This is a genomic window from Trichocoleus sp. FACHB-46, assembly GCF_014695385.1.
Taxonomy (GTDB): domain Bacteria; phylum Cyanobacteriota; class Cyanobacteriia; order FACHB-46; family FACHB-46; genus Trichocoleus.
This window is the reverse complement of record NZ_JACJOD010000006.1, coordinates 174,060-195,904: the sequence shown is the minus strand read 5'-3', so window position 1 is coordinate 195,904 and position 21,845 is coordinate 174,060. Positions and strand designations below refer to the sequence as shown.

Sequence of the window (21,845 nt, the reverse complement as noted above, 5' to 3'; positions counted from 1 at the left end):
TATAAATTTGCTTGAGGCTATGAAATTCTGATGTTGCTGTCGTCAAAGCTATCCAAACTCTCAAGATTAAAAATCGTAAAGTTTCTTTATCTATTCCCTTCTCAAATCACTCTGCTGAAAAGTACCTATAGCTGGAGATTTTCTGGCTCGATCGGGTTACATCGAGTGGATTTAGATCTGACTTAAGCCATAAAAATTTATCAAAATCCCCTAAGTCTTACTTGAGGTATAAAGCCCTGCCAAAACCACCGCCTAGGCTGGGAAGGTGGCAGTAAAACAGAATTTAGGTCTGTTGTTTGCCAACCATAAGAAAACAGGAGGAAAAATATGGCTGATTTAGACAAAAATAAAAACCATGATTTGAATCAAAAAAACGACACCCATGAGCCCGATGCGAATCGTGATCCGCTCTCTGGTCAACCTGGTGCTCACCCCGTAGGCACTGGCATTGGTGCCGCTGGAATTGGGACAGTAGGTGCAGTTGTGGGCGGTGTGATTGGCGGCCCAGTAGGTGCAGTCATTGGTAGTGCAGTTGGAGCAGTCGCTGGGGGTTTAGTTGGTAAGAGTGCAGCTGAATCCGTTGACCCTACTGTAGAAGACGACTACTGGCGCAATAATTACAACTCTCGGCCTTATGTGGAACCAGGCCACACGTATGACGATTATAAGCCAGCCTACCAGACTGGGTATGAGGGATATGGTCTGCATGCCAACACCGGGAGAAAGTTTGACGAGATTGAGCCAGACTTACGGAACCACTATGAAACCCGTCAGGGTAATGCAGGCTTAGGTTGGGATAAAGCCAAGCATGCTGCTCGTGATGCGTGGGACAAAGTTGAAAGTAAAGTGAAAGGCTCTGACAGTGGCGATCGCGACATTTCTGGCAGCAATCTAACTGACCGGAATCTGTCTGCCCAAAATACTCAGCAAGTGAATCTGTACGAAGAAAGACTGATTGCTGACAAGACCCGCGTCAAAACTGGGGAAGTTAATGTTGGCAAGCGTGTAGAAACCGAAACTACCCGAGTTCAAGTTCCAGTTGAGAAAGAGCGGATCGTTGTAGAACGCACGACTCCCACAAATGCAGGAACTGCTGTTCCCGCTGGAGAAGCTGATTTCCGCGAAGGAGAAGTGGCTCGAGTCGAGATCTACGAAGAGCAAGCTGACATCCATAAGGAAGCAGTGCTGCGGGAAGAAGTCAAGATCCGCAAAGAAGTAGAGCGCGATACCGTGCAGGCGGAAGAGCAAATTCGCCGCGAAGAACTCGATATTGACGACCAAGGTCGTGGAATTATCGATCGCTCCAATCCTCGCATCTAACTCAGCGCCTCGTGAAGGCTGCATTGCAGCTAGGACAGTTTAGCTAATAGTAAAAAGGGTGAGTCTAATACCTGGCTCACCCTTTTTATTAGATAGGTTTTTTGCGTCGCGCTAGAAGACGAGCTGCTAAGACTCCGCCGAGGAAACCAAATAAATGGCCCTCCCACGAAATGCCATTACTCACGGGCAGGACTCCCCAGATCAAGCTGCCGTAGAGAGTGCCCACTAGAAGTGAAAAGGCGATCCCTACCGCGCTTCTTTCAAAGTAGCCCCGTAATAATAAAAAGCCAAAGTAGCCAAAAATTAAACCGCTGGCACCGATATGAATTGAGTTAGGGGAGCCAAACAACCACACGCCTAAGCCACTTGCCAGAATTGTAATCAGACTAACGATGAAGAAGTCGCTGACTTCTCGGAGCATCACGAACCATCCCAACACTAGAAAAGGGATGGTATTGGCCATTAAATGTCCTAAGCCGCCATGTAGAAACGGCGCAAATAGGATGCCACGCAGGCCACTAATACTTCGAGGGCGAATGCCAAAGACGTTAAGCGCATTGCCTAAAACAAACGAATCAACAATTTCTAGCAACCAAATACAGATAATGAAGCCGCCCAGAATCAGAGTATGGTTTCTGAGTTCACGGGCGATCGCCTTTCTGTCGTCATTCCTCATTGCTTTGCCTCAGCAGTGTCCCAATTAGGAAATTTGCGCCTTAAACCATCATGGTCTTGTTCTACAGTTCTAGCTTGCTGAGACTAATTTTTTCTAGAGTCCGCTTCAGGATTTATCAAGTAACTGCGATATTGCCTTCATGTAGGTGCAGATGTTGATAAGTCGCTCTGAGCTAATAGTGAGCCAATAGCCGATAGTGGAGGGCAACCACAAGAGATTGCCCCTACAATAATTTCCTTCCCGAGACCCTTAAGCCATTACCATGCCGCCATCGACATTCATCACTTGTCCGGTGATGTAAGCGGCGGCGGGGTCAGCGGCTAGAAACTTCACCAAGCCAGCGACTTCTTCTGGCTGTCCGTAGCGGCCTAAGGGAATAAACTTCAGAATTTCGTCTGTGTTGTTCAAGCCACTGGTCATATCGGTGGCAATGAAACCAGGAGCCACAGCATTAACTGTTACCCCCCGGCTCGCTAATTCCTTGGCGACAGTCTTGGTAAAACCAATCACCCCAGCTTTAGCTGCACTGTAGTTTGCTTGGCCTGGATTGCCCATTTGTCCTGCCACAGACGTGATATTGACAATGCGGCCAGAGCGTTGCTTCAGCATAATTTTGCTGGCCGCTCTGGTGCACAGAAACACACCAGTCAGGTTGAGATCAATCACAGATTGCCAGTTCTCTGGCTTCATCCGCAACAGTAAGGTATCGCGCGTAATCCCAGCATTGTTGACCAGAACATCAATGCGGCCCCACTTTTCCATCACAGCGCTGAACAAGGCATCGACCTGATCCGCTTTGGAGACATCGGCTTGTAGCGCAATCGCGTTACTGCCCATCGCAGTAATATCAGCTACAACTTGGTCTGCCGCAGTACTAGAACTGGCGTAGTTGACTACAACATTGGCTCCTTCAGCCGCAAGCGCCAACGCAATAGAGCGACCAATGCCTCTAGATGCTCCAGTGACGATCGCGACTTGTCCTGGCAATCGTTTCGATGCAGTCTCTTGCAACGCCTCCATACCTAATTCCTCTTTTCAAACTCAGTGGCCAATTGCTCAATCATCTTAGGCCATTTACGTCCCCACTCCGTTGCTTAACGAGTAGTCCTAAATTTGGTAATGATTCATTACCTGTGTACCGCCCCTTAGCTGAGATACTCCTTAACCGAGGACAGATGAGCCACAAAAGATTTGCACTAGGATCAAAGCAATGATCAGCAACTGGGTTGTGTATTATGGCTACCAAAAAACAGTTCAGTAATTTTCAAGAATTGTTATCTGGTTCTGAGTTACCCACACTCGTAGATTTCTATGCGCCTTGGTGTGGTCCTTGCCAAGTCATGGGTCCGATTCTAGAGCAAGTGAATGCTCAGATGAAGGAGCAACTGCGCGTCGTAAAAATCAACACCGAAACCTACCCCGAATTAGCTTCGCAATACCAAATTCATGCACTGCCCACACTGGTCTTATTTAAGGGTGGGCAACCGATCGATCGCATGGAAGGTGTGATGCAGGCGACACAGATTGTGCAACGTTTACAGCCATTAGTTTCCGGAAAGTCTTAGGCAGGATGCGAGGGTTGCTAAAGTAGTCGCGATCGCTATATCTCTCCTGACTCTATGCACCCTCAAAACACCAAAGCTGAATTGCACCGCCTACTTCAAGTTCGCAACGAGTACCCCGAAAAGGCAGCTGAGATTGACGCTCAAATTCACACCATTTTTGCCGAAACTCACGCAATTTTGGTGCTGGATATGTCGGGCTTTTCTCGACTCACAATTCGGTATGGCATTACGCACTTCCTAGCCATGATCCATCGCTTGGGTGCGATCGCAACGCCTCTCGTCGAACAGGACCGAGGAACTGTAATCAAACAAGAAGCTGATAACTTATTTGCGATTTTTCCGACTGTTGATGCTGCGGTGAGCGCTGCGGTGGATATCCTAAAAAGCCTAGCGGCTGTCAATTCTGGCCTACCAGATGCAATGGATTTGTACGCTAGCATTGGCATTGGCTACGGGGAAGTGTTGCTGGTAGCAGGAGCAGATCTGTACGGCAACGAGATGAACTTAGCTTCCAAGCTAGGGGAAGACCTGGCCCGAACTAATGAGATTTTACTTACGGAGTCGGCGTTTCAGCAGTTGCAAGCCAGCACTTGGGCTTGTGAAGCGATCAACCTTTCTGTGTCTGGGTTAGAGCTAATGGCCTATCAGGTGCAGTTTACCAAGTGATCCCAATTGTTTAACAACGGTACAAACGATATCGGTAGCCATCAGTGCGATGTTTGTGCTGCGGATCGTCCACACAGCGCTCTGCCGCCAGTAGGGAAGCTAAACTCTGTGTCTCGTCTGGATTAGGGAAGTTCAGCAACCATAGATCCAGCGGTCGAGGCAATTGGCTTAAAGCTTGCTGAAGTGCGATCGCACTAGATAACGGATTTTGATCTTGGTGGGCCAGCAAAAAGAGCGGATTGGCTAATGCCCCTGCGGTCTGCTGGTGTTTTAGTTCCCAAGCCAGACCCATCAGCCTGCCTGTTTGTCCGTGAGTCGCATGGGCGATCGCAATCAAGGTAGGAGATTGAGCTGCCTGCTGGAGATGCTGCACCACTACATCAGGCCGATGCGTTTTCTGATAACCCCATCCTGTCGCAACGGTTAGGCCACTCAGCAGACCAACCAGCCAAATAACGAGCACCACCGTTTTACCGTTGGGTTGCCACCATTTCCAGAAACCACCCACTATTCTTGCTGTAGATGCCCTCGGTTGAGACCCGACAGACCCAGACCAAAAAGCGGCGAGGCTGGCTCCCAACAAGGCAATGACAGCGGGAAAATAAACAAAGTTGAAACGAAAGGCGCTGTTAATCTCGGTTTCTAACCCGTAAGCGATCGCAAAAAAGAGGGCAATCGCACTCAGAACAAAGCCACCCAATACTTGCAGCGCTAAGCGACTCTGGAAGTGCTGCCACTGCTGCCTTAATCCTCGATAAATTAAGGGCACTGACCAGACCAAAAAGAGCAGCATACCCAGGCCAGAAACAATCACCGCCACGGGATTCGGTGCTTGAATGGGTAAAAAGACCAACATGGTGATCCATCCCACCAAAGCCTGTAGCAGTGGATCGAACCAACCGAGTCCAGCCCGACTACCGCTATAGATCCAATCAGTCAGCTGGTTGCCATAAACAGCTTGCCAAGTGGGCAGCCAAACTACGATGCCAGCTATGGTGCCAGCGGCCACCGTATAAATTCGTCCCCAAAGCTTGAGCGTTGGCCACTGAAACGTCTGCTCATGCTTTTTGAAGAGGCTTGCCCAAGCAGCCAAAAGCCAAAACCCTAGTAATATCAGAGCCTCGGCTAATAAAGTTAGAACAAAGAAGTGATGGGTGGCCATCCCTAGGGCATTGACTGCAACCCAACCCAGCCCACTTGGGACGGGTAAAGGTTTATGCGCCCGTAGCGATCGCACAGCGGCAACCAAGCAACTGAGTGAAGCGATCACCCACAACACAGCTAAGGTATAGTGACGCGCTTCTTGAGCCAGGTAGATGCCATAAGGAGAAACAGCCATAACAGCGGCTGCTAGATGCCCAACTAAGCGAGACCCAAAAGCGAGCCAGCCTAAGCCGAACATCGCGGGGATCGAGAGCGCTCCCAAGATAGCAGGTAGCGATCGCGCCGCCCAAATAGACACCAAACCTTCCTGGGACGGAAACCATTGCAGCCACCAATGAGCCAGCACAAAATAGAGCGGAGGATGGGTACTCTCCTGCATCAAATGCTCCAGTACCGCAGCGACTCCTGTTTGTGGTTCTAGCTGTAGAGGTTGCAGGAGCGTGTCTAGGGCGATCGCTTGATTCAGAGGAACTGTCCTGAAACTGTGCCCTAAGCTAAAGACCAAAGTGGCAAATTCATCAGTCCAAACTGATTTCAAGTCAAGGCAGAGGAAACGCAGCCCTAGACCAATCACTAGCCAAAACAACAGCAGTAGGAGATGCAGCCAGCGGCTGTGAAGCAAAGTTTTCAAGTGCTAGCACCCAAAGCAAGCGCTTTCCAGAATCAAAGGTCAGTCACCCAGATTATGAATTGCCACACCCAATTTCAGCAACTCGTCTGCGTGCTCTCCTTCAAGTCGATCAGTCTCTCACAAATTTAGGTTGAGCGCCTGTTTGCAAGACGCTTTTGCTGCCGCTGCCTATCTCTTATTTAACTTCTATTTAACTTCGGTGACCCGCCAGCTCAATTTCAGGTTAATCCAGAAGTTCCAGAACAGCACTACTGCGATCGCGATCAGTTTGGCAACGTACTGGTTCATGCCCAAGGCATTGAACAAAAAGTTGACAATAAGAGTATTGAGGATCAAACCCATCAAGCAAATCACATTAAACTTCAGCAAGCGCTTGGCACGTTGCCGCCATCCTTGTTGCCGACTAGAAATATCGCTAAAGGTCCAGGCATCATTCCAGAGAAAGTTATTAAGAATTGCCAACTCCACGGAAATGATGTTGCTTCTGGTTAGTCCTAGTTGTAAACCTTCCCGCAGCAAATAGAACACCGACATATCCACAAACAAGCCTGTTAGCCCCACAAAGCCAAAGCGGATAAAGCGACCAAAGGGAGACAAGGCTAAACGTAAACGAACTAGATGACGGAGATATTCGACATACTGCTTCCAAGTCACCTTGCTCTCGCCGCTTTGGCGTTCCTGAAACACATAACCGACTTCGGCAACTCGGCCAATGTTGCCTCGGCCCAACACTTCAATCAAAATTTTGTAGCCTACAGGACTCAGCGTTTTTCCGGCGATCGCGCTCCGTCGCACCAAGAAGTAGCCGCTCATCGGGTCTGAAACTCGACCAATCACCCCCGGTAAAATGATCAATCCAATTAATTGAGCGCCACGCGATAGAAACCGCCGCACCACACTCCAGCTACTCACGCCACCTCCTTCGACATGGCGGCTTGCTGTGGCCAAATCTGCCCCCTGCTGCGTCTCGGCGACCAACTGCAACAAAACTTCTGGGGGATGCTGGAGATCGCCATCGATGACCCCAAGCACTTCTCCTCTAGCCACTTGCCAGCCCCGAATCACAGCAGTGGAGAGTCCCCGTTCCTGCTGCCGTCGCATGACTCGGAGTTGCGGATATTGACTCACCATCTCCTGCGCAATTTTCCAGGTATAGTCTGGGCTATCGTCATCCACCACAATCAATTCATAGTTACCTGGAAGCGCCTGATCCAGCAGCTTGCTCAGCAGCTCAATCATGGCTTCAATGTTCTCACTCTCATTGAAAGTGGGAATCACCAGGGATAAATAAACGCTAGAAGAAGGAGATGCTTCAGGAGCATCCAGTTGGAGGGCAGGATCAACCTTGGGTTCACTAATTGTTAAGGAGCCAGAAGGTGGAGCTAAAAGGGGACGGGATGGATCAGTACTCATCTAAGAAGCCTCAGGTTGCAGGAGAACGGGTATAAAGACGGACGGTCAAATCATCCAAAAGCATCGTGCCAGTTAAACGCTGAGTTTGGACTGGGTTGTAGTGCTGATCCAGCACCTGTTGCACTTGCTGTTTTTCAGCTTCGGTGGTGCTAGGAGACCACACGGGTTTCGCACTCTCTAACCAGAGCACGCGATCGTATGCAGTTGGAGTTGAAGCCAAACAGTTAGATGCTGAGAATTCCTTACAGCTTTTTTCAGAAACACTTTGTCCCTCCAGAACCTTTTCTAGGGATGGTGCTAAATCACCGCTCTCTCTCGCTAATAGCGTCACAGGTGCTTCAGGAGGAATGTAGTATGCCAAACGCATCACATGCCCCCAGGCTTGAGAGTTCATCACAATTAAAGTAGATGTCGGATTGCTAGCCCCTGCCTGGGATGTAGTGGTGATGATCTCTGATAACTCATGAAACATCGAGCGCGGTCTGAGGGTAAAGTCGCCAACATTAATGCCGATATACAACAGCAAAACAGCCGCAGCTACCGATTGACGCCAGCTCACAAATGCCTGTTCCAAGCCCACTGCGAGCAACAGTAAACATCCGGGCAGGATGACAATCATACTCCTTCCCCAACCAAACCCCAAAGTAAACTTACCTGTGACAACGTCCAAACCCAGGGCTAGCAGTAAGGGGAAAATTCCTAAAATCAAAGCGACTCCCAAGGTTCGCCGTTCACTCTGCTTCCAGAGCCTGGGCACTGCGACCAACAGTAGCCCGATCACGGCTACACCCGCAGTTGTGATGATGGTTTGTGGCAGGCTAGTCACCCAGTCTCCCAAGAGCAGATGCGTGCCTAGGGTATTAACAACATCTCCTAAATGGGCGATCGTAGCTCCTAAAAAGCCCGCTGGAGCATCAAAGCGCCCTAAGTCTGCATTCCGGAGTTGTTGTTTAGTCCCCCACAGCACCCAAGGAACAGTCAACAACACACTTGCTCCAAAGCGCAGCCCATGATGCCACCATCGCCGCCAGTCTAAATAGAGCACCACGACCGCCAGAGCTACTACCCAGTAGGCAAAAAGGTAAAACGTCATCAGTCCAGCCGTTACAGAACCAATGAAGATGAGGCTCCAAAGAATTTCTTGGGTCTTTTGGCCTTTTTGTTGAACATCGTTGGCTTTCTGCTGCTTGAAACCAATGATTTCTAGCAGAGCCCAGGCACTTAGCACGGCCCAAAGCACTAGCGGACCATACATCCGCACGTTAAGGGAGTGGAAGAGATAAAAAGGATTAGTCGCTAGGAGTGCCGCCAGGAGCAAGCCACCACGATGGCCTAACAGCACTCGTCCTAAACCATAGGAACTGGCGATCGCTCCCACGCTGAGTAAGGCCCCCAAGCTTCGCACTGCTGCCACTCCATTACCAAACAAACGTAGCCACAGATGTTGCGCCAGGAAAAAGAGGGGGGGATGGGGCTCTCCGCCTGCAAGACCTTTCAGGAGGTTGACCACTGTTTTCACAACATCCTTGACTGTAGCTTCTGGTGGTAAGTCCAGTAAAGGAGTGTATTGGGCTAAGACAACAGGTAAATCCTTGGGCCCACGATAAGCAGTTTTTTGCCCGGTTGACAAAAGCAGTGACAAGACTTCGTCGTACCAAAACTCGCGGTTATCTAAGTTAATCAAGCGGAGCAAAACACCAATCGCGATCGCCAGGATCAGCAGAGTTTCTAGGGAAACAACAAACTTAAATCCAAGAACTTTAAAGTGCTTATACATAAGCTTGGGCTATCTATGCCTCATTTCAAACTTGGTTAGATGGAGCGTCTGCGTCGCTAGAACTCTGCATGATCGACACTTCATAGATGGGATACTTACCCAACTTACCCAAATCCGAGAACTGTAGCGTAAATCGCTGATTTGCTTGCGAAAACTTTAAATTATCTGGGCTAGTTTGAGGAGTATTGCAGTCGCGATGGGGGTAGCAAACATACAAAAACTTTTTATATCCCTGAGTTAATAGCGTTCCACCCAGATGCTTCACTGCTTGGCTATCTTCAGTCAAGAAAAATGTTTTATCGGGTAAAGATGGAGCTAGGGCTTGAGCGACATACTCATGAGACATAGCAATTATTGGATCAGGTTGCGATCGCAACCCCTTAACCGCGGGCAAAATTACTTGGTAATTACGAGCTAAATCAACGGCTCCCAAATAACTGTTGATATACAGACCAGTGGTCAAAAATACAGCAAATAATCCTAATAATGCCAACTGTAGGTTGCGTTGATAAGTTTGTAAAAGTAGCTTGAGCTGCATTGCTGCTAGTAAAGAAACGAGTGGCACCGTGATTAATAAAAAACGCGGCCCCCATTGTTTGCCACCTGCGCCTGCGGGCACGATCAGAGGCACTGCCAAGACAAACAAAGTACTAACTATCAAAATTACCTGCATTTTGCCAGTCAGTTTTAATTTACCGCTGACTAAGGCTAAGCAGACGTAGATTAATGAAAAGAAAACAATTGGGAAGTAATAGGACAGGCTAAATAGTAGTTGTTTGAAATTACTGAATGCCTCTACTAGCCGTTCTTTTAGCGAGAACTCTTCGACAATTTGAACCGAATGGATTCCTAAGGGATGTTGGTAGATAAGCAAGTTAAGGCTGAAAAACAATGCCGTCATTAAAAGCATGCTTACGGCAAAAGCAGCAGCTTTGTCTGAGATGATTTTAAGATCTTGTAGCGCTTTGATCTGAGTTGCACATAACCAAAAAAATATGATGCCAACCAAACACAAAAATTCAGGCCGAAACCATACAGATAAACCAATTAGACTACCGCTAACAATTGCATCTCTAGTAGAGAGACCTTGAGCAGGTGGAACTAATGCTATAGCCAAACCCTGAAAGGCTAAGGCAACTGCTAAAGTATGTTCCCAGTACATGCCGCTATATAAAGAAAGTGGTGCAGCAAAAATCAGAAGCACTAGAGCGATCGCCGTAATTGTTCTACCCAGTTTCAGTCGCCGACAAGCTGAATAAAAGCTCAACCATAAAGCCCAGGTGGCCAGCAGAGGAATGACGTAAAGACCTCTAAACCCAAACAAAGCGTGAAAAGGCGCAGTAATCAGAGGAAATGTGAAAGGAAATGTAATAAAGTAACGGCTTTCTACGTTGTAGACAAAAGGAGGCCGAAAAGGATACAGTCCACCATCCCAAAGGTTCTGTATCCAATTATTTGCTGGTAAGCGGAGATCAAAGTGGAGCTTTCCAGCGCTAAACTGCTGTGCCAATAAAGCTTTGAGTCCACCATCCCCGCTGTAAAAGACATCGTTGGGTACCAGAGCTTGCAGGCATAAAGAAAATAAAATACCGATAAAAATGATGGTGAGTGGGAGATTAAAGCGCAGGATTTTCATGGTTGCCTTACCTAAGGGGGCCTTAGCGTTAGGGTTCGGTTTGCTGGTAAATCAGAAAACTCATGTTTTGCGAAATAGAGCTGATCACACTGGGGTATCTATCGCTGGTAGACATAGCTAATCTCAGTTAGCAAGCTTGAGGTTCGTTAAAACTGCACCTTGACCGGAAAGGCAGGACTGGAATCACTTAGGCTGCTTTGCTGCTCAACATCTCTTTCCTTGCTCTTTATCGATGGATAGAGAACCTAGTGAATTTACGGTTGCTGTGCTAAGTACTTGTTTAATTGCTGGCTGGAAGTGCAATTTTGTTGTAGTGACAACAGCCGGAAAGGCGCGCTTCAGACAGGCTTCATGGTTCAGCCAAAAATCTAAGTACTTTTACTGCAACTTGAAAATTAAATAGAGATTTAGCCCCAGCCAGGTGAGCTGATTAGCTACTAAAAGCCGTATTACTAGCTAGAGTAGGCCTTTTCCTAAGCAATTCTAGGCTCAAGTGGGCGATCGCCAGGCTGAGAAGATACCCATCTCAGGCGATCGGCACTGTTTGATTAAGAAATGTTTACGTAATTACCGAGGATTCGTTATCTACTCTGAGCATGTATTTAGCAGAGTTAACTGTACTTCCGACCACAAAATCGGTAACTATACAGAAACTTTATATTTCTTTCAAGCAAAATTTGATTTCTAGTTGAACTCAGATTGCCCCAAAACCAGCATTTTGGGGGACTCACTGAGGCAATATCTCACTCTTTAGGAGTATGAAAAAATTTTTTTTTGATAAATCTAATCTAAAAGACTGGCGATCGCTAGTTTTGGTATGCCAGTATCTGCACGTAAGTTCAGTATCTACTTAGAGAAGCAACTTAGGTCTTGTTCACTGTAAGGCTTAAGTAAATTCACATAATAAAAAGCTTAAAATTCCAACTTTGGCCAGAGCGTAACCGAGGAACTCCCTAGAGTTGGTTTCTATCCTTGCGGAGTCTAGAGATGACCCAATGTCTTTCTCAACCCATCGTTGAGTTTTCTACACTAATCGAGTTATTGCGTTGGCGATCGCAGCAGCAGCCCGAAGGCCACGCTTACACATTTTTGGTTGATGGCAAAACGGCAGGACCTACCCTTACCTATGCCGAACTGGATCGTCAAGCCCGTGCGATCGGAGCATTACTACAACAGCACCAAGCTCAGGGAGAACGAGCTTTACTGCTCTATCCTCAAGGCTTAGACGTGATCGCAGCTTTTTGTGGGTGTCTCTACGCAGGCATAATTGCCATCCCGGTACCGCCTCCAGATGGCAGTCGTCTGAAGCGAACGCTACCTCGGTTACGAGCGATCGTCAAAGATGCTCAAGCTTCGGTGGTGCTAACCACCAGTCGTATCTTCGATATCTTGGCCAATGCAGGATTGGAATTTCCTGAGTTTCAAAGTATGCGGTGGATCGACACCGAGCAGGTAGATCTCACCTTAGCAGAGCAGTGGCAAGACCCCAACGTGAACAGCAACACGTTGGCTTATCTGCAATATACTTCTGGCTCGACTTCTACACCCAAAGGGGTGATGATCAGCCACAAGAATCTCATGTTTCACTCCGCATATCTGCAAAGAGCTTGTGGATATACCCCGGAGAGTGTGACCGTCACTTGGATGCCTTACTTCCATGATTACGGTTTGGTGGAAGGGTTAACTCAGCCGCTCTACAACGGCACGCCTTGTTATGTGATGTCGCCGTTTGCCTTTATTAAACAGCCCGTCCGATGGTTGCAAGCTATCTCACGTTATAGAGCCACCCATAGCCAAGGCCCCAACTTTGCCTACGACCAATGTGTCCGGCGAGTCACTCCCGCTCAACTAGAAACGCTAGACCTCAGCAGTTGGCAAGGAGCAGGCAACGCTGCCGAACCGATTAACCCGAGGGTCATGGAAAGCTTTTATGAAACATTTTCTCCTTGCGGTTTTCAGTGGCATGCGTTTGCGCCCGCTTACGGACTAGCCGAAGCCACTTTGCTTGTCTCTACCAGCCCCGTCCGCACTTCGCCTGTCATCTGTACGGTTGAGGCTGCCGCGATCGAGAAAAATCGCATCGTGCTGGCACCGCCGACCCAAACAGAAGGGGTCCGGACGATCGCCAGTTGTGGGCGTTTAGTCTGTGAGACTCAAGTGGCGATCGCCAACTCCCCAACCCTAACTCGTTGTGCAGCAGACGAAGTCGGCGAAATCTGGGTAGCAGATCCCGGTGTCGCTCAAGGCTACTGGCAACGTCCCGAAGAAACCAAAACGACCTTCCAAGCTTACTTGCAGGATACTGGAGAAGGCCCCTTCCTCCGCACCGGCGACTTAGGGTTCATGCAAGATGGGGAGTTATTTATCACAGGTCGGATCAAAGACCTGATCATCATCCGAGGCACGAATCACTATCCCCAAGACATTGAGTGGACAGTGCAGGAAGTGAGCCCAGCTCTGCGCCCTGACTATGGTGCAGCCTTCTCTGTCGAGCTTGAGGGAGAAGAACGACTCGTGGTGGTGCAAGAAGTCGAGCGGCAAGCTCAAAACCTAGATGTCGATGAGGTGATCAGTGAGATTCGACAGGCGATCGCTGAGCAACATGAGCTGCAAGTTTATGTGGTTGTCCTCGTTAAACCAGGCAATATCCTCAAAACTTCCAGTGGCAAGATTCAGCGCCAAGCTTGTCGGTCTAGCTTCTTGGCTGGAGAACTAGAAGTCTTAGCAGACTGGAGCGAGAATCCCCAAATTCGGTCTAACTTCCGCCATTTGCAAGGAGATGTCAACTCTCTCCTTCAGCGCATTCAAACCACTCACTAAACCCTGGCTACGGCTCTATTGTAGCCTCTGCTCACATTGCGATCGCTCCAAGGAGAATGTCATGCATTCACTCAAACAATACTGGGTCGCGGAAGCCCTGGAACGAGATCTCGGAGATCCTGGCAATCCAGATAGCGTGATGTCTTTTCAACAGGTTGTAGCGCTAGACGAGCAAGAAGAATTTCCTGAAGCTCTGCTCAACTGGCTCTACAACTGGAAACTCAATCATTACTACATCCCAACCGAATGCAGCGGCGAGTTCACCTCTTTTGAGGAGTTTGTCGCGTTCGTTCGCGTCATGTCTCGACGGGATCTCACGACCTCCATTAGCTTCACTACCTTGTTCTGGTCTTATCTGGTTTGGATGGCAGGCACTGAGGAACAAAAGCAACGGTTAGCTAGCTTTATCAAAGACCACAATGGCGCGATGTGCCTCGCTTACTCAGAACGAGCGCATGGCAGCGACTTGGTAGGGAGTGATGTGCAAGCCACCAAGGTTCCAGGCGGCTATCTCCTGAATGGAGAAAAGTGGCCGATTAACCGAGCGACTATCTCTGGTGTCTCCTTTGTCTTGGCTAAAACCGATGAGTCAGGGGGAGCCCGGAGCTTATCGCTCTTCATGGTGGAGAAAAAACAACTCGATCCCAACTCCTACTACAACCTGCCCAAGCTCCTGACCCACGGCATTCGTGGTTCTGACATGAGCGGTATTGGTTTCAAGGACTGCTTTATCCCAGAATCCAGCCTCATCGGGGCCGAAGGAGCGGGCCTAGAGTGGGCATTGAAAGGATTTCAGGTGACTCGGGCTCTCTGCGCCGCTTTCTCCCAAGGAGCCGCAGATACTGCGTTGAGAACCACACTCAACTTCGCTCTGAACCGCCAGCTGTATGGCAAAACAGTTTTTGACATGCCGCAGCCTCGGCGAACTCTGGTGGATGCTTTTCTAGATATTTTGATCTGCGATTGCGCCACTATCGGTGCCGCTAGAGGGTTCCATGTGGTGCCTGAGCAGTTTAGCGTTTGGTCAGCAGTCGTGAAATACTTTGTCACGACGCAGCTAGAGAGCATGGTAGCGGATGTTTCGGTGGTGCTGGGGGCACGCTACTACATGCGGGATGCCCATGATTGGGGTATCTTCCAAAAAGTGGTGAGAGACAACGCCATCATTAGCGTCTTTGACGGCAGTACGGTCGTGAACTTACATGCCCTGCTGCTGCAATTACGCCAATTGGCAAAACAGCGATCGCGCCAACGCGGTAAAAACTTAGAAGCGCTGCAAGCTCGCCTAGCCGATTGCTTCTCCTTAGAGCAGTCAGTCCCCACCTTTGACGGTCGCAAATTGGAGCTATTCAGCCGTGGCGCGGATGATGTCTTGCAAGGCTTGGAGCTAACACTAGCGCAACTGCAAACCCTGGAAGCAGATCCTGATCTCAATCCAGCGGTATTAGAGCAAATCGTGAGCTTCACCCATCTGCTGCTCGAAGAACTCAATGCCCTCGATCACAGCCTAGAACATTCCACCTTTGAATTTGGGCACGACCAATCGCCAGAGTTATTTGACCTGGCTAAGCAGTACTGCACTTTACATGCAGCCGCAGCTTGCATCCATATGTGGCTCCACAACCGCCACCATTTAGGTGCCTTTTTTGCCCAGGGAGAATGGCTAGCGCTTTGTCTCAGACGCTTGGCGCTGAAGTTCCGCCCTGCTCACAGTCTTGCTTCTCGGATTAACGACGAAGCGATCGCTCAGGAGCTATTACGGCTCTACCAAGAAGACAAACTCTTCTCTATTGTTCCTTTTCAGTTAGCAACATCAAAAGTACAAGGGGATCAAACCAATGCAACTTCAGAACTCCAGCTACAAGCCTAGCGAAGTTTTGAGCCCAATTGATTCAGGCAGCAGTCAGGCGATCGAGACTTCTCCAACTGAAGCGATTCAACAGTGGCTAGTCAGCCAATTGGCCAAGCAGCTATCTCTTGATCCCAAAAACATTAAGGTGCAAGAGCCGCTTACTCGTTATGGTCTCGACTCTATTGATGCAGTAACTCTGGTAGGAGAGCTAGAAGACTGGCTTGAGCTAGAACTTCCTTCTACTCTCTTGTGGGATTACCCCACGGTTGAGAAGGCCGCAAACTTCTTAGTGCAAGAGTTTGACATTGCTGCCGCACTGAGCGGCGCTAAAGCTGAGCCAGCCCTCAATGCTCCCGCAGAGAAGGCAGAGAAAGCTTCTGGTTGGGGTGGCTTGTGGAACCGCATTAGTGGTAGCTAGTTGACAACTCGAGAGCCTAAATGTGTGGCTGATGTAAACCAAGCGGGATTTTTAAGGCTCTCTCAGATTCTACTGATCAATCTCTGAATCAAGCTTGGTCAAGGTTTGGAACGGATGAATTGCAGCTTGGGGAGGATGGGTTAATTGAACTTCTCAGAGTTCTCCTTCTGGTGGGTATTACTACTCTTTAGTATTCCTTTTTTCACGGTTCGCTGGATTGGCCAATACTTCAACCTCTGGCGAGGTTCTTTTGACAGTGTTGGCTTAGCGGCGATGTCATTGTTCCTGTTTGTCAATGCCTCGCGCTCTAGCTTTATCATCTTTGCCTGCGAACTTATTTTTAACTACATCCTGGTACGGCTGATGCTGCGTCGCCAAGGATGGGAAGCCAAGATGATTGCCACTAGCTTAGTCGCGATCGATATTGCCATCCTTGCTTACTTCAAGTACCTCAACTTCTTTGTAGAGGATGTCCTAGGGCTGCTATTACCGGGGGTTGCTACTAGTTGGCAGGCGCAAGGTGGAATCCCAGGCATGGGAGCGATTCCACCGGGTCTCTCCTTCTATACCTTTCAGATGGTTGCCTTTGTGGTTGACTCTTTTACCAGCAAGAAGAAGCGCCCCATTGGAATCGTTGATTATGTCAACTTTGTCTCCTTCTTTCCCCAAGTTGTTGCAGGTCCGATTGAACGCCGAGCCGATTTCTTCCCCCAAATTGAAGCGTTTCGCTTTAAATTCACGCTGGATAACTTTGAGGCAGGTCTACGTTGGCTCTCCCTGGGCCTATTCATGAAATTTGTCCTTGCCGATAACATCTCTCCCTATATCGACCTAGAAGAGACAGGTAATGCTTGGCTAGTCTGGTTTTCGGCTTATCTCTTTACTTTAAGGATTTATTTTGACTTCGCTGGCTACAGCTTTATGGCCTTGGGTCTGGCCAAGTTTGTAGGAGTCAAGCTCACTACCAATTTCCTAGCTCCTTATACCTCCCAAAGCATTAACGAATTCTGGCGACGCTGGCATGTCACTCTTAGCACTTGGTTCCGAGATTATGTGTTTCTACCCCTGATGGGTTCTAGGAAACAGTGGGCACCTTTCTTTTTGTTTCTGACTTTTACTCTCTCGGGATTTTGGCACGGTGCCGCCTGGAACTTTATCCTTTGGGGTGCTTATCACGGTCTACTGCTGTTAGTCCTGCGCTATGCGGGGCGGCCTTTTTACAGCTTTGTCGGTCAGCGGTTGTTCATGCCTCAGTTCATTTCCTGGATCTTGACCTTTGGCTCAGTCATCTTGGGATGTCTGTTTTTCATGGAGACCAATGTGCATCGTTTAGCCACCAAGTTACAAACTCTGGTCAGTCCAGGAGCGTACTCTTTTGCCAACATTGGCAGTGCTTTTAGTTCTTTCAGCGGTAATGAAGCCACCGTCTTGGCCTTAACCCTGGGACTCGCAACTTTAGTGTTGTTACTTGAACATATAGCGGTTTGGCAAAAACGTGAGTCTGAATATGACTTGCTCACTTCTCCTTGGGTCTCACGAGCCTTACTCGCTTTGACGGTTCTACTGGCTGCCAATACTCCCTCGCAGTTTATCTACTTTGAGTTCTAATGCGGAAACTTCTGAACCTCACTAGTTGGGTTGCGATCGCAGGTTTAGCCTGGACGGCTGGCTACATCTACAACGCCCGCTATGGCGGTGAACTGAGCTGGCTACGCATCATGTATGAGCAAAAGATGGCACTAGCTGATCAAGTTCAGGAATCCAAACGAGTCTTGATCTTAGGTGGCTCTGGGGCACACTACACGGTTGATGCTGGGGTGATGCAGCAAGAGTTAGGGAGACCTGTGCTGAACTTGGGCTTGGATGGCCCAATTGGTTTAGATGTGATTCTCCCCAGCGTCAAGGATAAGATTCGGCCCGGAGATGTGGTGCTGCTGATCCCTGAATATCTACTGCTGTTAGATGAGGATGGCTTTGGCGATCGCTCTGGGCAGTTTGGCATCGCGATCGGCAAGCCTGGGCTAGGCAGGATTCCTACTCAGCAACTGGCTCAAGACACGTTGATGGTGGGAGCCCCAACTTTGCGAGCTTTGACCAAATCCTCTCTAGATGTGGTGGAGAAAGGCAAGCTGACAGGTTACTACTCCGACCCTATTACCCAGAATGGCGACCCCACGGTATTGAAGCAGCGCACCAAGTCTAAGTGGTGGCAGATGAAAATTAAGGCTCCCATTTCCGACTACGCCTACCAACGAATTGTGCAGTTTCGCCAAGAAGTAGAAGCCAAAGGAGCCACTTTAGTCTTGGGACTACCTTGGCTCTATGCCAGTGATGACCCACAGACGATTGAGAATGTGCAGAAAACAGCAACTAAGTTAGCGGCGATCGCACCGCTGCTTCACGATCCAACTTCCTTCAATCTCAAAACAGACTCTAGCTTTTTTGCCGATACCCATTACCACCTCAATCAACCTGCTAGAAGAATACGCTCGGTCGAGCTAGCCCAACAATTTAAGCAAGTGATGGGAGATCAAATTGCATCATCACCGATCAATCAACCTTCGCAATAGCGATCGCCCTTTGCAACAGAGCTAAGAGTAATCCGTTCTGCTCCCTCAGGCTGTCAGCGCTGCTAACCCTATTGGTGGAAAAGATAATGTACTGCAAAAAAAATAGGCTTGCAGATCAACCTGAAACCCCTTCCGTTTTACGTCCGGGTCGAGGTCCGGTACAAATTTGTATTTTGGGAGGAGGATTTGGGGGACTCTATACAGCCTTATATTTGCAGCGCACCCTAGGATCGCAGTTAAAAAACTATCAAATCACTCTGGTTGAACCGAAAGATCATTTTCTATTTACGCCGCTGCTTTATGAATTGGTGACAGGTGAACTACAGGCTTGGGAAATTGCACCGACCTATCGACAACTGCTGGCGCATAACAAGGTTGAATTTTGCCAGGAAGCCGTTTCTAGCATTGATTTAACAGCTCGTTATGTTTATCTCTGTAATGGTGACTCTCTCACCTATGATTATCTAGTTTTGGCGGTAGGCGGAGAAACTTGCTTAGGTAGCATCCCTGGCGCTGTAGAACATGCTTCTCCCTTTCGCTCCTTGGCAGATGCTGTGCATTTGAAAGAGAGATTGCGGTTTCTAGAAGCGTCCAGGCAACACCAAATTCGAGTCGCTGTCATCGGCGGTGGACCAAACGGGGTAGAACTTGCTTGTAAACTAGCCGATCGCCTCACGAGTAGAGGTCAAGTGCGGCTGATTGAGCGGGGCGATCGCATCCTCAAAACTTTTTCAGGTGCTAGTCGAGCAGCCGCTTACAAAGCCTTACGGCAGAGAGGGATACAGGTTGAGCTAGAAACTGGCATTGAGGCGATCGCATCCAACCACATCACGTTAACCCAGCAAAAACAAACCCACACGATAGATACAGATTTAGTGCTGTGGACTGCTGGCACCCAAACGCTTGATTGGGTCCGGAATCTCCCTTGCCAACAAAACGCTCAAGGGCAACTGCTGACGTTACCCACACTGCAACTTGTAGATCATCCAGAGGTATTTGCTCTGGGAGATTTAGCCGCGATTCAAGATGCGGGAAGACAACTGGTTCCGGCGACTGCTCAAGCCGCTTACCAACAAGCCAGTTGTGCTGCTCGTAATCTCCGCGCTGTAATCACAGAGAAGCCACTGCTTTCCTTTCGCTATCTCCATTTAGGAGAGATGTTAACGCTGGGTACCAACGCCGCTGTGGTCTGTAGCTTTGGTCTTACCTTACAAGGTGCGATCGCCTGTGTAATGCGCCATTGGATTTATCTCCAGCGCATGCCAACGCTGCGCCATCGTTTGCGAGTCATGGGGCATTGGCTGGCGAGTGGTCTCCTGCGCTGGTTGCCCACCCCAACCCGACAGCCTGTGCGCCAAGCTTGGCAGCGATTAACCAGGCGATCGCGAAGAACGGTGGCTCACTATCCCCGACGTTTGCCCTACTAAAAATAACAACGAGATCTCTAAACGCGAACTTAACAAAAGATTTTTCTGAGGTTGAAGTATGGTGGCTGAGGCGCAAAAATCTAAATCTTTAATCAAAACTAGGAGCAAGCTAGAAGAACTGTTTGGCTTAGACCTACGTTCCTTGGCTCTCTTTCGCATCGGCATCGCCCTACTGCTGCTCACAGATTTGTTCATTCGTTCGGGAGATCTAGTAGCTCACTACACCGATGCAGGTGTGTTGCCGCGATCGCTCTTAACAGAGGAATTGTGGAAACCAGGCTATTGGTCCATTCATGCCATCAGCGGTCAACCCCTCGTGCAAGCGTTGATTTTCCTTATTGCTGGCGGTATGGCTTTAGCGCTCTTGGTAGGCTACCAAACTCGCCTTGCCGCGATCGCCTCTTGGGCCTTGGTCGTCTCCCTCCATAACCGCAATCCAGCGCTAATCTTCGCGGCTGATGATGTGTTGCGAGCGCTGTTATTTTGGTGCATGTTTCTACCGCTGGGAGCCTACTACTCCATTGAGCGCGCCCTCAACACTTCTCCTAAACCGCTACCCAAACGGGTACTATCTGGGGCAACTCTGGCGCTCACCTTACAAATCTGCTTTGTCTACTGGTTTTCCGCCGCTTTCAAAACCACTAGCCCGATTTGGTGGCCGCAAGGAAACGCAGTTTACTATGCTTTGAGCTTTGACCAGTATGCAACTCATTTTGGTCAATTTCTGCTCAAGTTCCCACCTTTACTCACTTTTTTTACCTTAAGCACACTCTGGCTGGAGTGGATTGGGCCTTTATTTCTCTTCGTGCCGTTCCGCACGACTTGGTTCCGCTGCGCTACCATTCTCACGTTTATCTCGCTGCACATCGGTTTTGGTCTCAGTCTTCAGATCGGCATCTTTCCAGTTTTAAGTGTTTTTTGCTGGTTAGTGTTCATCCCCAGTGAGGTTTGGGACAGTTGGGGCAAACGCCTGTACACGCCAGAACGAGCAGGATTGCGGATCTATTACGACAGCGAATGTGGCTTCTGCAAGAAAGTAGTCCATCTCCTCCGCACCTTTCTCCTGTTACCCAATATCCCCTTACTGATGGCACAGGAAGATCCCACCATCTTTGCAGATATGCAAACCTACAATTCCTGGGTGGTCGTCGATTGGCAAGAACGCAGACATTATAAGTTTGAAGCGATCGCCTATATTTGCTCTCTATCTCCTGTATTCAAGTTCTTGACTCCGGTGCTGCGCTGGCGGCCTGTGATGTCAGTTGGCACTAAATTCTACGAGACCGTTGCTTCCAATCGCCGCACGGCTGGGAAGTTTACCAAACCCCTCAAGTTCCGCCCGATAGAGGTGCGATCGCCTCGTCCCTTGAATCTAATTACGCTACTGCTGTTTGCCTATACCTTTATCTGGAATCTACGCAGCTTTGCTCCCGAAGTCTTTAACCGGAGAACGCTCAACTCTGTAGATTGGATTAGCCGCGTCACTCGTCTCGATCAATCGTGGAGTATCTTTGCGCCTTCTCCTCCTAGAGACGATGGTTGGTATGTGATTCCCGGTCAGCTTGCTGATGGCACACAAGTTGATTTGCTTAAAGATGGCAGCGCTGTTTCTTATGAAAAACCGACTGTGCAGACGCGCAACGCCATCTATCACAACATGCAATGGCGTACCTATTTCATTAACCTGAATCGAGGTATCGGCAAGAAACTATATCCCTACTATGGCGAGTATCTCTGTCGTCGTTGGAATGGCCGCCATCAAGGGCTGAAGCAACTAAAAAACTTTGAAATCCACTTTATAAACGAGAAAACCGTTCCTCGTGGCCAAACCCAGCCAGTGGATCAAAAAACAACTTGGCAACAGTCCTGTTCGTAGCCCCACGAATCATTTACGTCAAAAGGACATCCGC

16 protein-coding genes are annotated in these 21,845 nt (G+C 48.9%); 10 read left to right on the top strand and 6 right to left on the bottom strand.

Annotated features, from left to right (window positions below; genetic code table 11):
• The first annotated feature begins 327 nt into the window (after positions 1 to 327).
• The gene (locus H6F72_RS30025; RefSeq protein WP_242016723.1) at positions 328 to 1,320 is read left to right on the top strand and encodes a YsnF/AvaK domain-containing protein; all 993 of its coding nucleotides are present in this window, start codon (positions 328 to 330) and stop codon (positions 1,318 to 1,320) included.
• Positions 1,321 to 1,408: 88 nt separating this feature from the next.
• Here the strand turns inward: H6F72_RS30025 and H6F72_RS01175 are convergent, their stop codons facing one another.
• Both H6F72_RS01175 and fabG read right to left on the bottom strand, forming a co-directional pair.
• Positions 1,409 to 1,996, bottom strand: coding sequence for a rhomboid family intramembrane serine protease (locus tag H6F72_RS01175; RefSeq protein ID WP_190431204.1), 588 nt, complete (start codon positions 1,994 to 1,996; stop codon positions 1,409 to 1,411).
• Between the two features lie 249 nt (positions 1,997 to 2,245).
• On the bottom strand, positions 2,246 to 3,016 hold the full coding sequence (gene fabG, locus H6F72_RS01170; protein WP_190431203.1) for a 3-oxoacyl-[acyl-carrier-protein] reductase: 771 nt from the start codon (positions 3,014 to 3,016) through the stop codon (positions 2,246 to 2,248).
• A gap of 215 nt (positions 3,017 to 3,231) precedes the next feature.
• Between fabG and trxA the strand changes: the two genes are divergently transcribed.
• A complete protein-coding gene (trxA, locus tag H6F72_RS01165; protein ID WP_190431202.1) occupies positions 3,232 to 3,561 on the top strand; it encodes a thioredoxin in 330 nt (109 codons plus the stop codon).
• A gap of 54 nt (positions 3,562 to 3,615) precedes the next feature.
• The gene (locus H6F72_RS01160) at positions 3,616 to 4,227 is read left to right on the top strand and encodes an adenylate/guanylate cyclase domain-containing protein (protein WP_190431201.1); all 612 of its coding nucleotides are present in this window, start codon (positions 3,616 to 3,618) and stop codon (positions 4,225 to 4,227) included.
• A gap of 10 nt (positions 4,228 to 4,237) precedes the next feature.
• Here H6F72_RS01160 and H6F72_RS01155 read toward each other — a convergent pair whose 3' ends face one another.
• The 4 genes from H6F72_RS01155 to H6F72_RS01140 form a co-directional block, all read right to left on the bottom strand.
• Positions 4,238 to 6,022: a glycosyltransferase gene (locus H6F72_RS01155; protein ID WP_190431200.1), complete on the bottom strand. Its 1,785-nt coding sequence runs from the start codon at positions 6,020 to 6,022 to the stop codon at positions 4,238 to 4,240.
• A 186-nt stretch (positions 6,023 to 6,208) separates the two neighbouring features.
• On the bottom strand, positions 6,209 to 7,435 hold the full coding sequence (locus H6F72_RS01150) for a glycosyltransferase (protein WP_190431199.1): 1,227 nt from the start codon (positions 7,433 to 7,435) through the stop codon (positions 6,209 to 6,211).
• Between the two features lie 10 nt (positions 7,436 to 7,445).
• Entirely contained in the window at positions 7,446 to 9,212 is a 1,767-nt protein-coding gene (locus H6F72_RS01145) for a glycosyltransferase family 39 protein (protein ID WP_190431198.1), read from the bottom strand.
• Positions 9,213 to 9,237: 25 nt separating this feature from the next.
• Positions 9,238 to 10,848: a dolichol-phosphate mannosyltransferase gene (locus H6F72_RS01140; RefSeq protein WP_190431197.1), complete on the bottom strand. Its 1,611-nt coding sequence runs from the start codon at positions 10,846 to 10,848 to the stop codon at positions 9,238 to 9,240.
• Between the two features lie 987 nt (positions 10,849 to 11,835).
• Between H6F72_RS01140 and H6F72_RS01135 the strand changes: the two genes are divergently transcribed.
• From H6F72_RS01135 to H6F72_RS01105, 7 genes are all read left to right on the top strand, one after another.
• Positions 11,836 to 13,668 (top strand): fatty acyl-AMP ligase, encoded by a 1,833-nt coding sequence (locus tag H6F72_RS01135; protein ID WP_190431196.1) that lies wholly within the window; start codon positions 11,836 to 11,838, stop codon positions 13,666 to 13,668.
• Between the two features lie 61 nt (positions 13,669 to 13,729).
• A complete protein-coding gene (locus H6F72_RS01130) occupies positions 13,730 to 15,538 on the top strand; it encodes an acyl-CoA dehydrogenase family protein (protein WP_190431195.1) in 1,809 nt (602 codons plus the stop codon).
• On the top strand, positions 15,507 to 15,938 hold the full coding sequence (locus H6F72_RS01125; protein WP_190431194.1) for an acyl carrier protein: 432 nt from the start codon (positions 15,507 to 15,509) through the stop codon (positions 15,936 to 15,938). Before H6F72_RS01130 ends, H6F72_RS01125 begins: the two co-directional genes overlap by 32 nt.
• A 144-nt stretch (positions 15,939 to 16,082) precedes the next feature.
• Positions 16,083 to 17,546, top strand: a complete 1,464-nt coding sequence (locus H6F72_RS01120; protein WP_190431193.1) for an MBOAT family protein — start codon at positions 16,083 to 16,085, stop codon at positions 17,544 to 17,546.
• The gene (locus tag H6F72_RS01115) at positions 17,546 to 18,508 is read left to right on the top strand and encodes a hypothetical protein (protein WP_190431192.1); all 963 of its coding nucleotides are present in this window, start codon (positions 17,546 to 17,548) and stop codon (positions 18,506 to 18,508) included. Before H6F72_RS01120 ends, H6F72_RS01115 begins: the two co-directional genes overlap by 1 nt.
• 86 nt (positions 18,509 to 18,594) lie before the next feature.
• Positions 18,595 to 19,935 (top strand): NAD(P)/FAD-dependent oxidoreductase, encoded by a 1,341-nt coding sequence (locus H6F72_RS01110; protein WP_190431191.1) that lies wholly within the window; start codon positions 18,595 to 18,597, stop codon positions 19,933 to 19,935.
• 58 nt (positions 19,936 to 19,993) lie between these two features.
• Positions 19,994 to 21,811, top strand: coding sequence for a DCC1-like thiol-disulfide oxidoreductase family protein (locus H6F72_RS01105; RefSeq protein WP_190431190.1), 1,818 nt, complete (start codon positions 19,994 to 19,996; stop codon positions 21,809 to 21,811).
• Positions 21,812 to 21,845: the final 34 nt, after the last annotated feature.

Coding starts and splice junctions, on each gene's coding strand:
- H6F72_RS01175 (WP_190431204.1), bottom strand. CDS start 1,996: ATGAGGAATGACGACAGAAAGGCGATCGCCCGTGAACTCAGAAACCAT.
- H6F72_RS01145 (WP_190431198.1), bottom strand. CDS start 9,212: ATGTATAAGCACTTTAAAGTTCTTGGATTTAAGTTTGTTGTTTCCCTA.
- H6F72_RS01115 (WP_190431192.1), top strand. CDS start 17,546: ATGCGGAAACTTCTGAACCTCACTAGTTGGGTTGCGATCGCAGGTTTA.
- H6F72_RS01150 (WP_190431199.1), bottom strand. CDS start 7,435: ATGAGTACTGATCCATCCCGTCCCCTTTTAGCTCCACCTTCTGGCTCC.
- H6F72_RS01125 (WP_190431194.1), top strand. CDS start 15,507: ATGCAACTTCAGAACTCCAGCTACAAGCCTAGCGAAGTTTTGAGCCCA.
- trxA (WP_190431202.1), top strand. CDS start 3,232: ATGGCTACCAAAAAACAGTTCAGTAATTTTCAAGAATTGTTATCTGGT.
- H6F72_RS01130 (WP_190431195.1), top strand. CDS start 13,730: ATGCATTCACTCAAACAATACTGGGTCGCGGAAGCCCTGGAACGAGAT.
- H6F72_RS01140 (WP_190431197.1), bottom strand. CDS start 10,848: ATGAAAATCCTGCGCTTTAATCTCCCACTCACCATCATTTTTATCGGT.
- H6F72_RS01110 (WP_190431191.1), top strand. CDS start 18,595: ATGTACTGCAAAAAAAATAGGCTTGCAGATCAACCTGAAACCCCTTCC.
- H6F72_RS01135 (WP_190431196.1), top strand. CDS start 11,836: ATGACCCAATGTCTTTCTCAACCCATCGTTGAGTTTTCTACACTAATC.
- H6F72_RS01160 (WP_190431201.1), top strand. CDS start 3,616: ATGCACCCTCAAAACACCAAAGCTGAATTGCACCGCCTACTTCAAGTT.
- H6F72_RS30025 (WP_242016723.1), top strand. CDS start 328: ATGGCTGATTTAGACAAAAATAAAAACCATGATTTGAATCAAAAAAAC.
- H6F72_RS01105 (WP_190431190.1), top strand. CDS start 19,994: ATGGTGGCTGAGGCGCAAAAATCTAAATCTTTAATCAAAACTAGGAGC.
- fabG (WP_190431203.1), bottom strand. CDS start 3,016: ATGGAGGCGTTGCAAGAGACTGCATCGAAACGATTGCCAGGACAAGTC.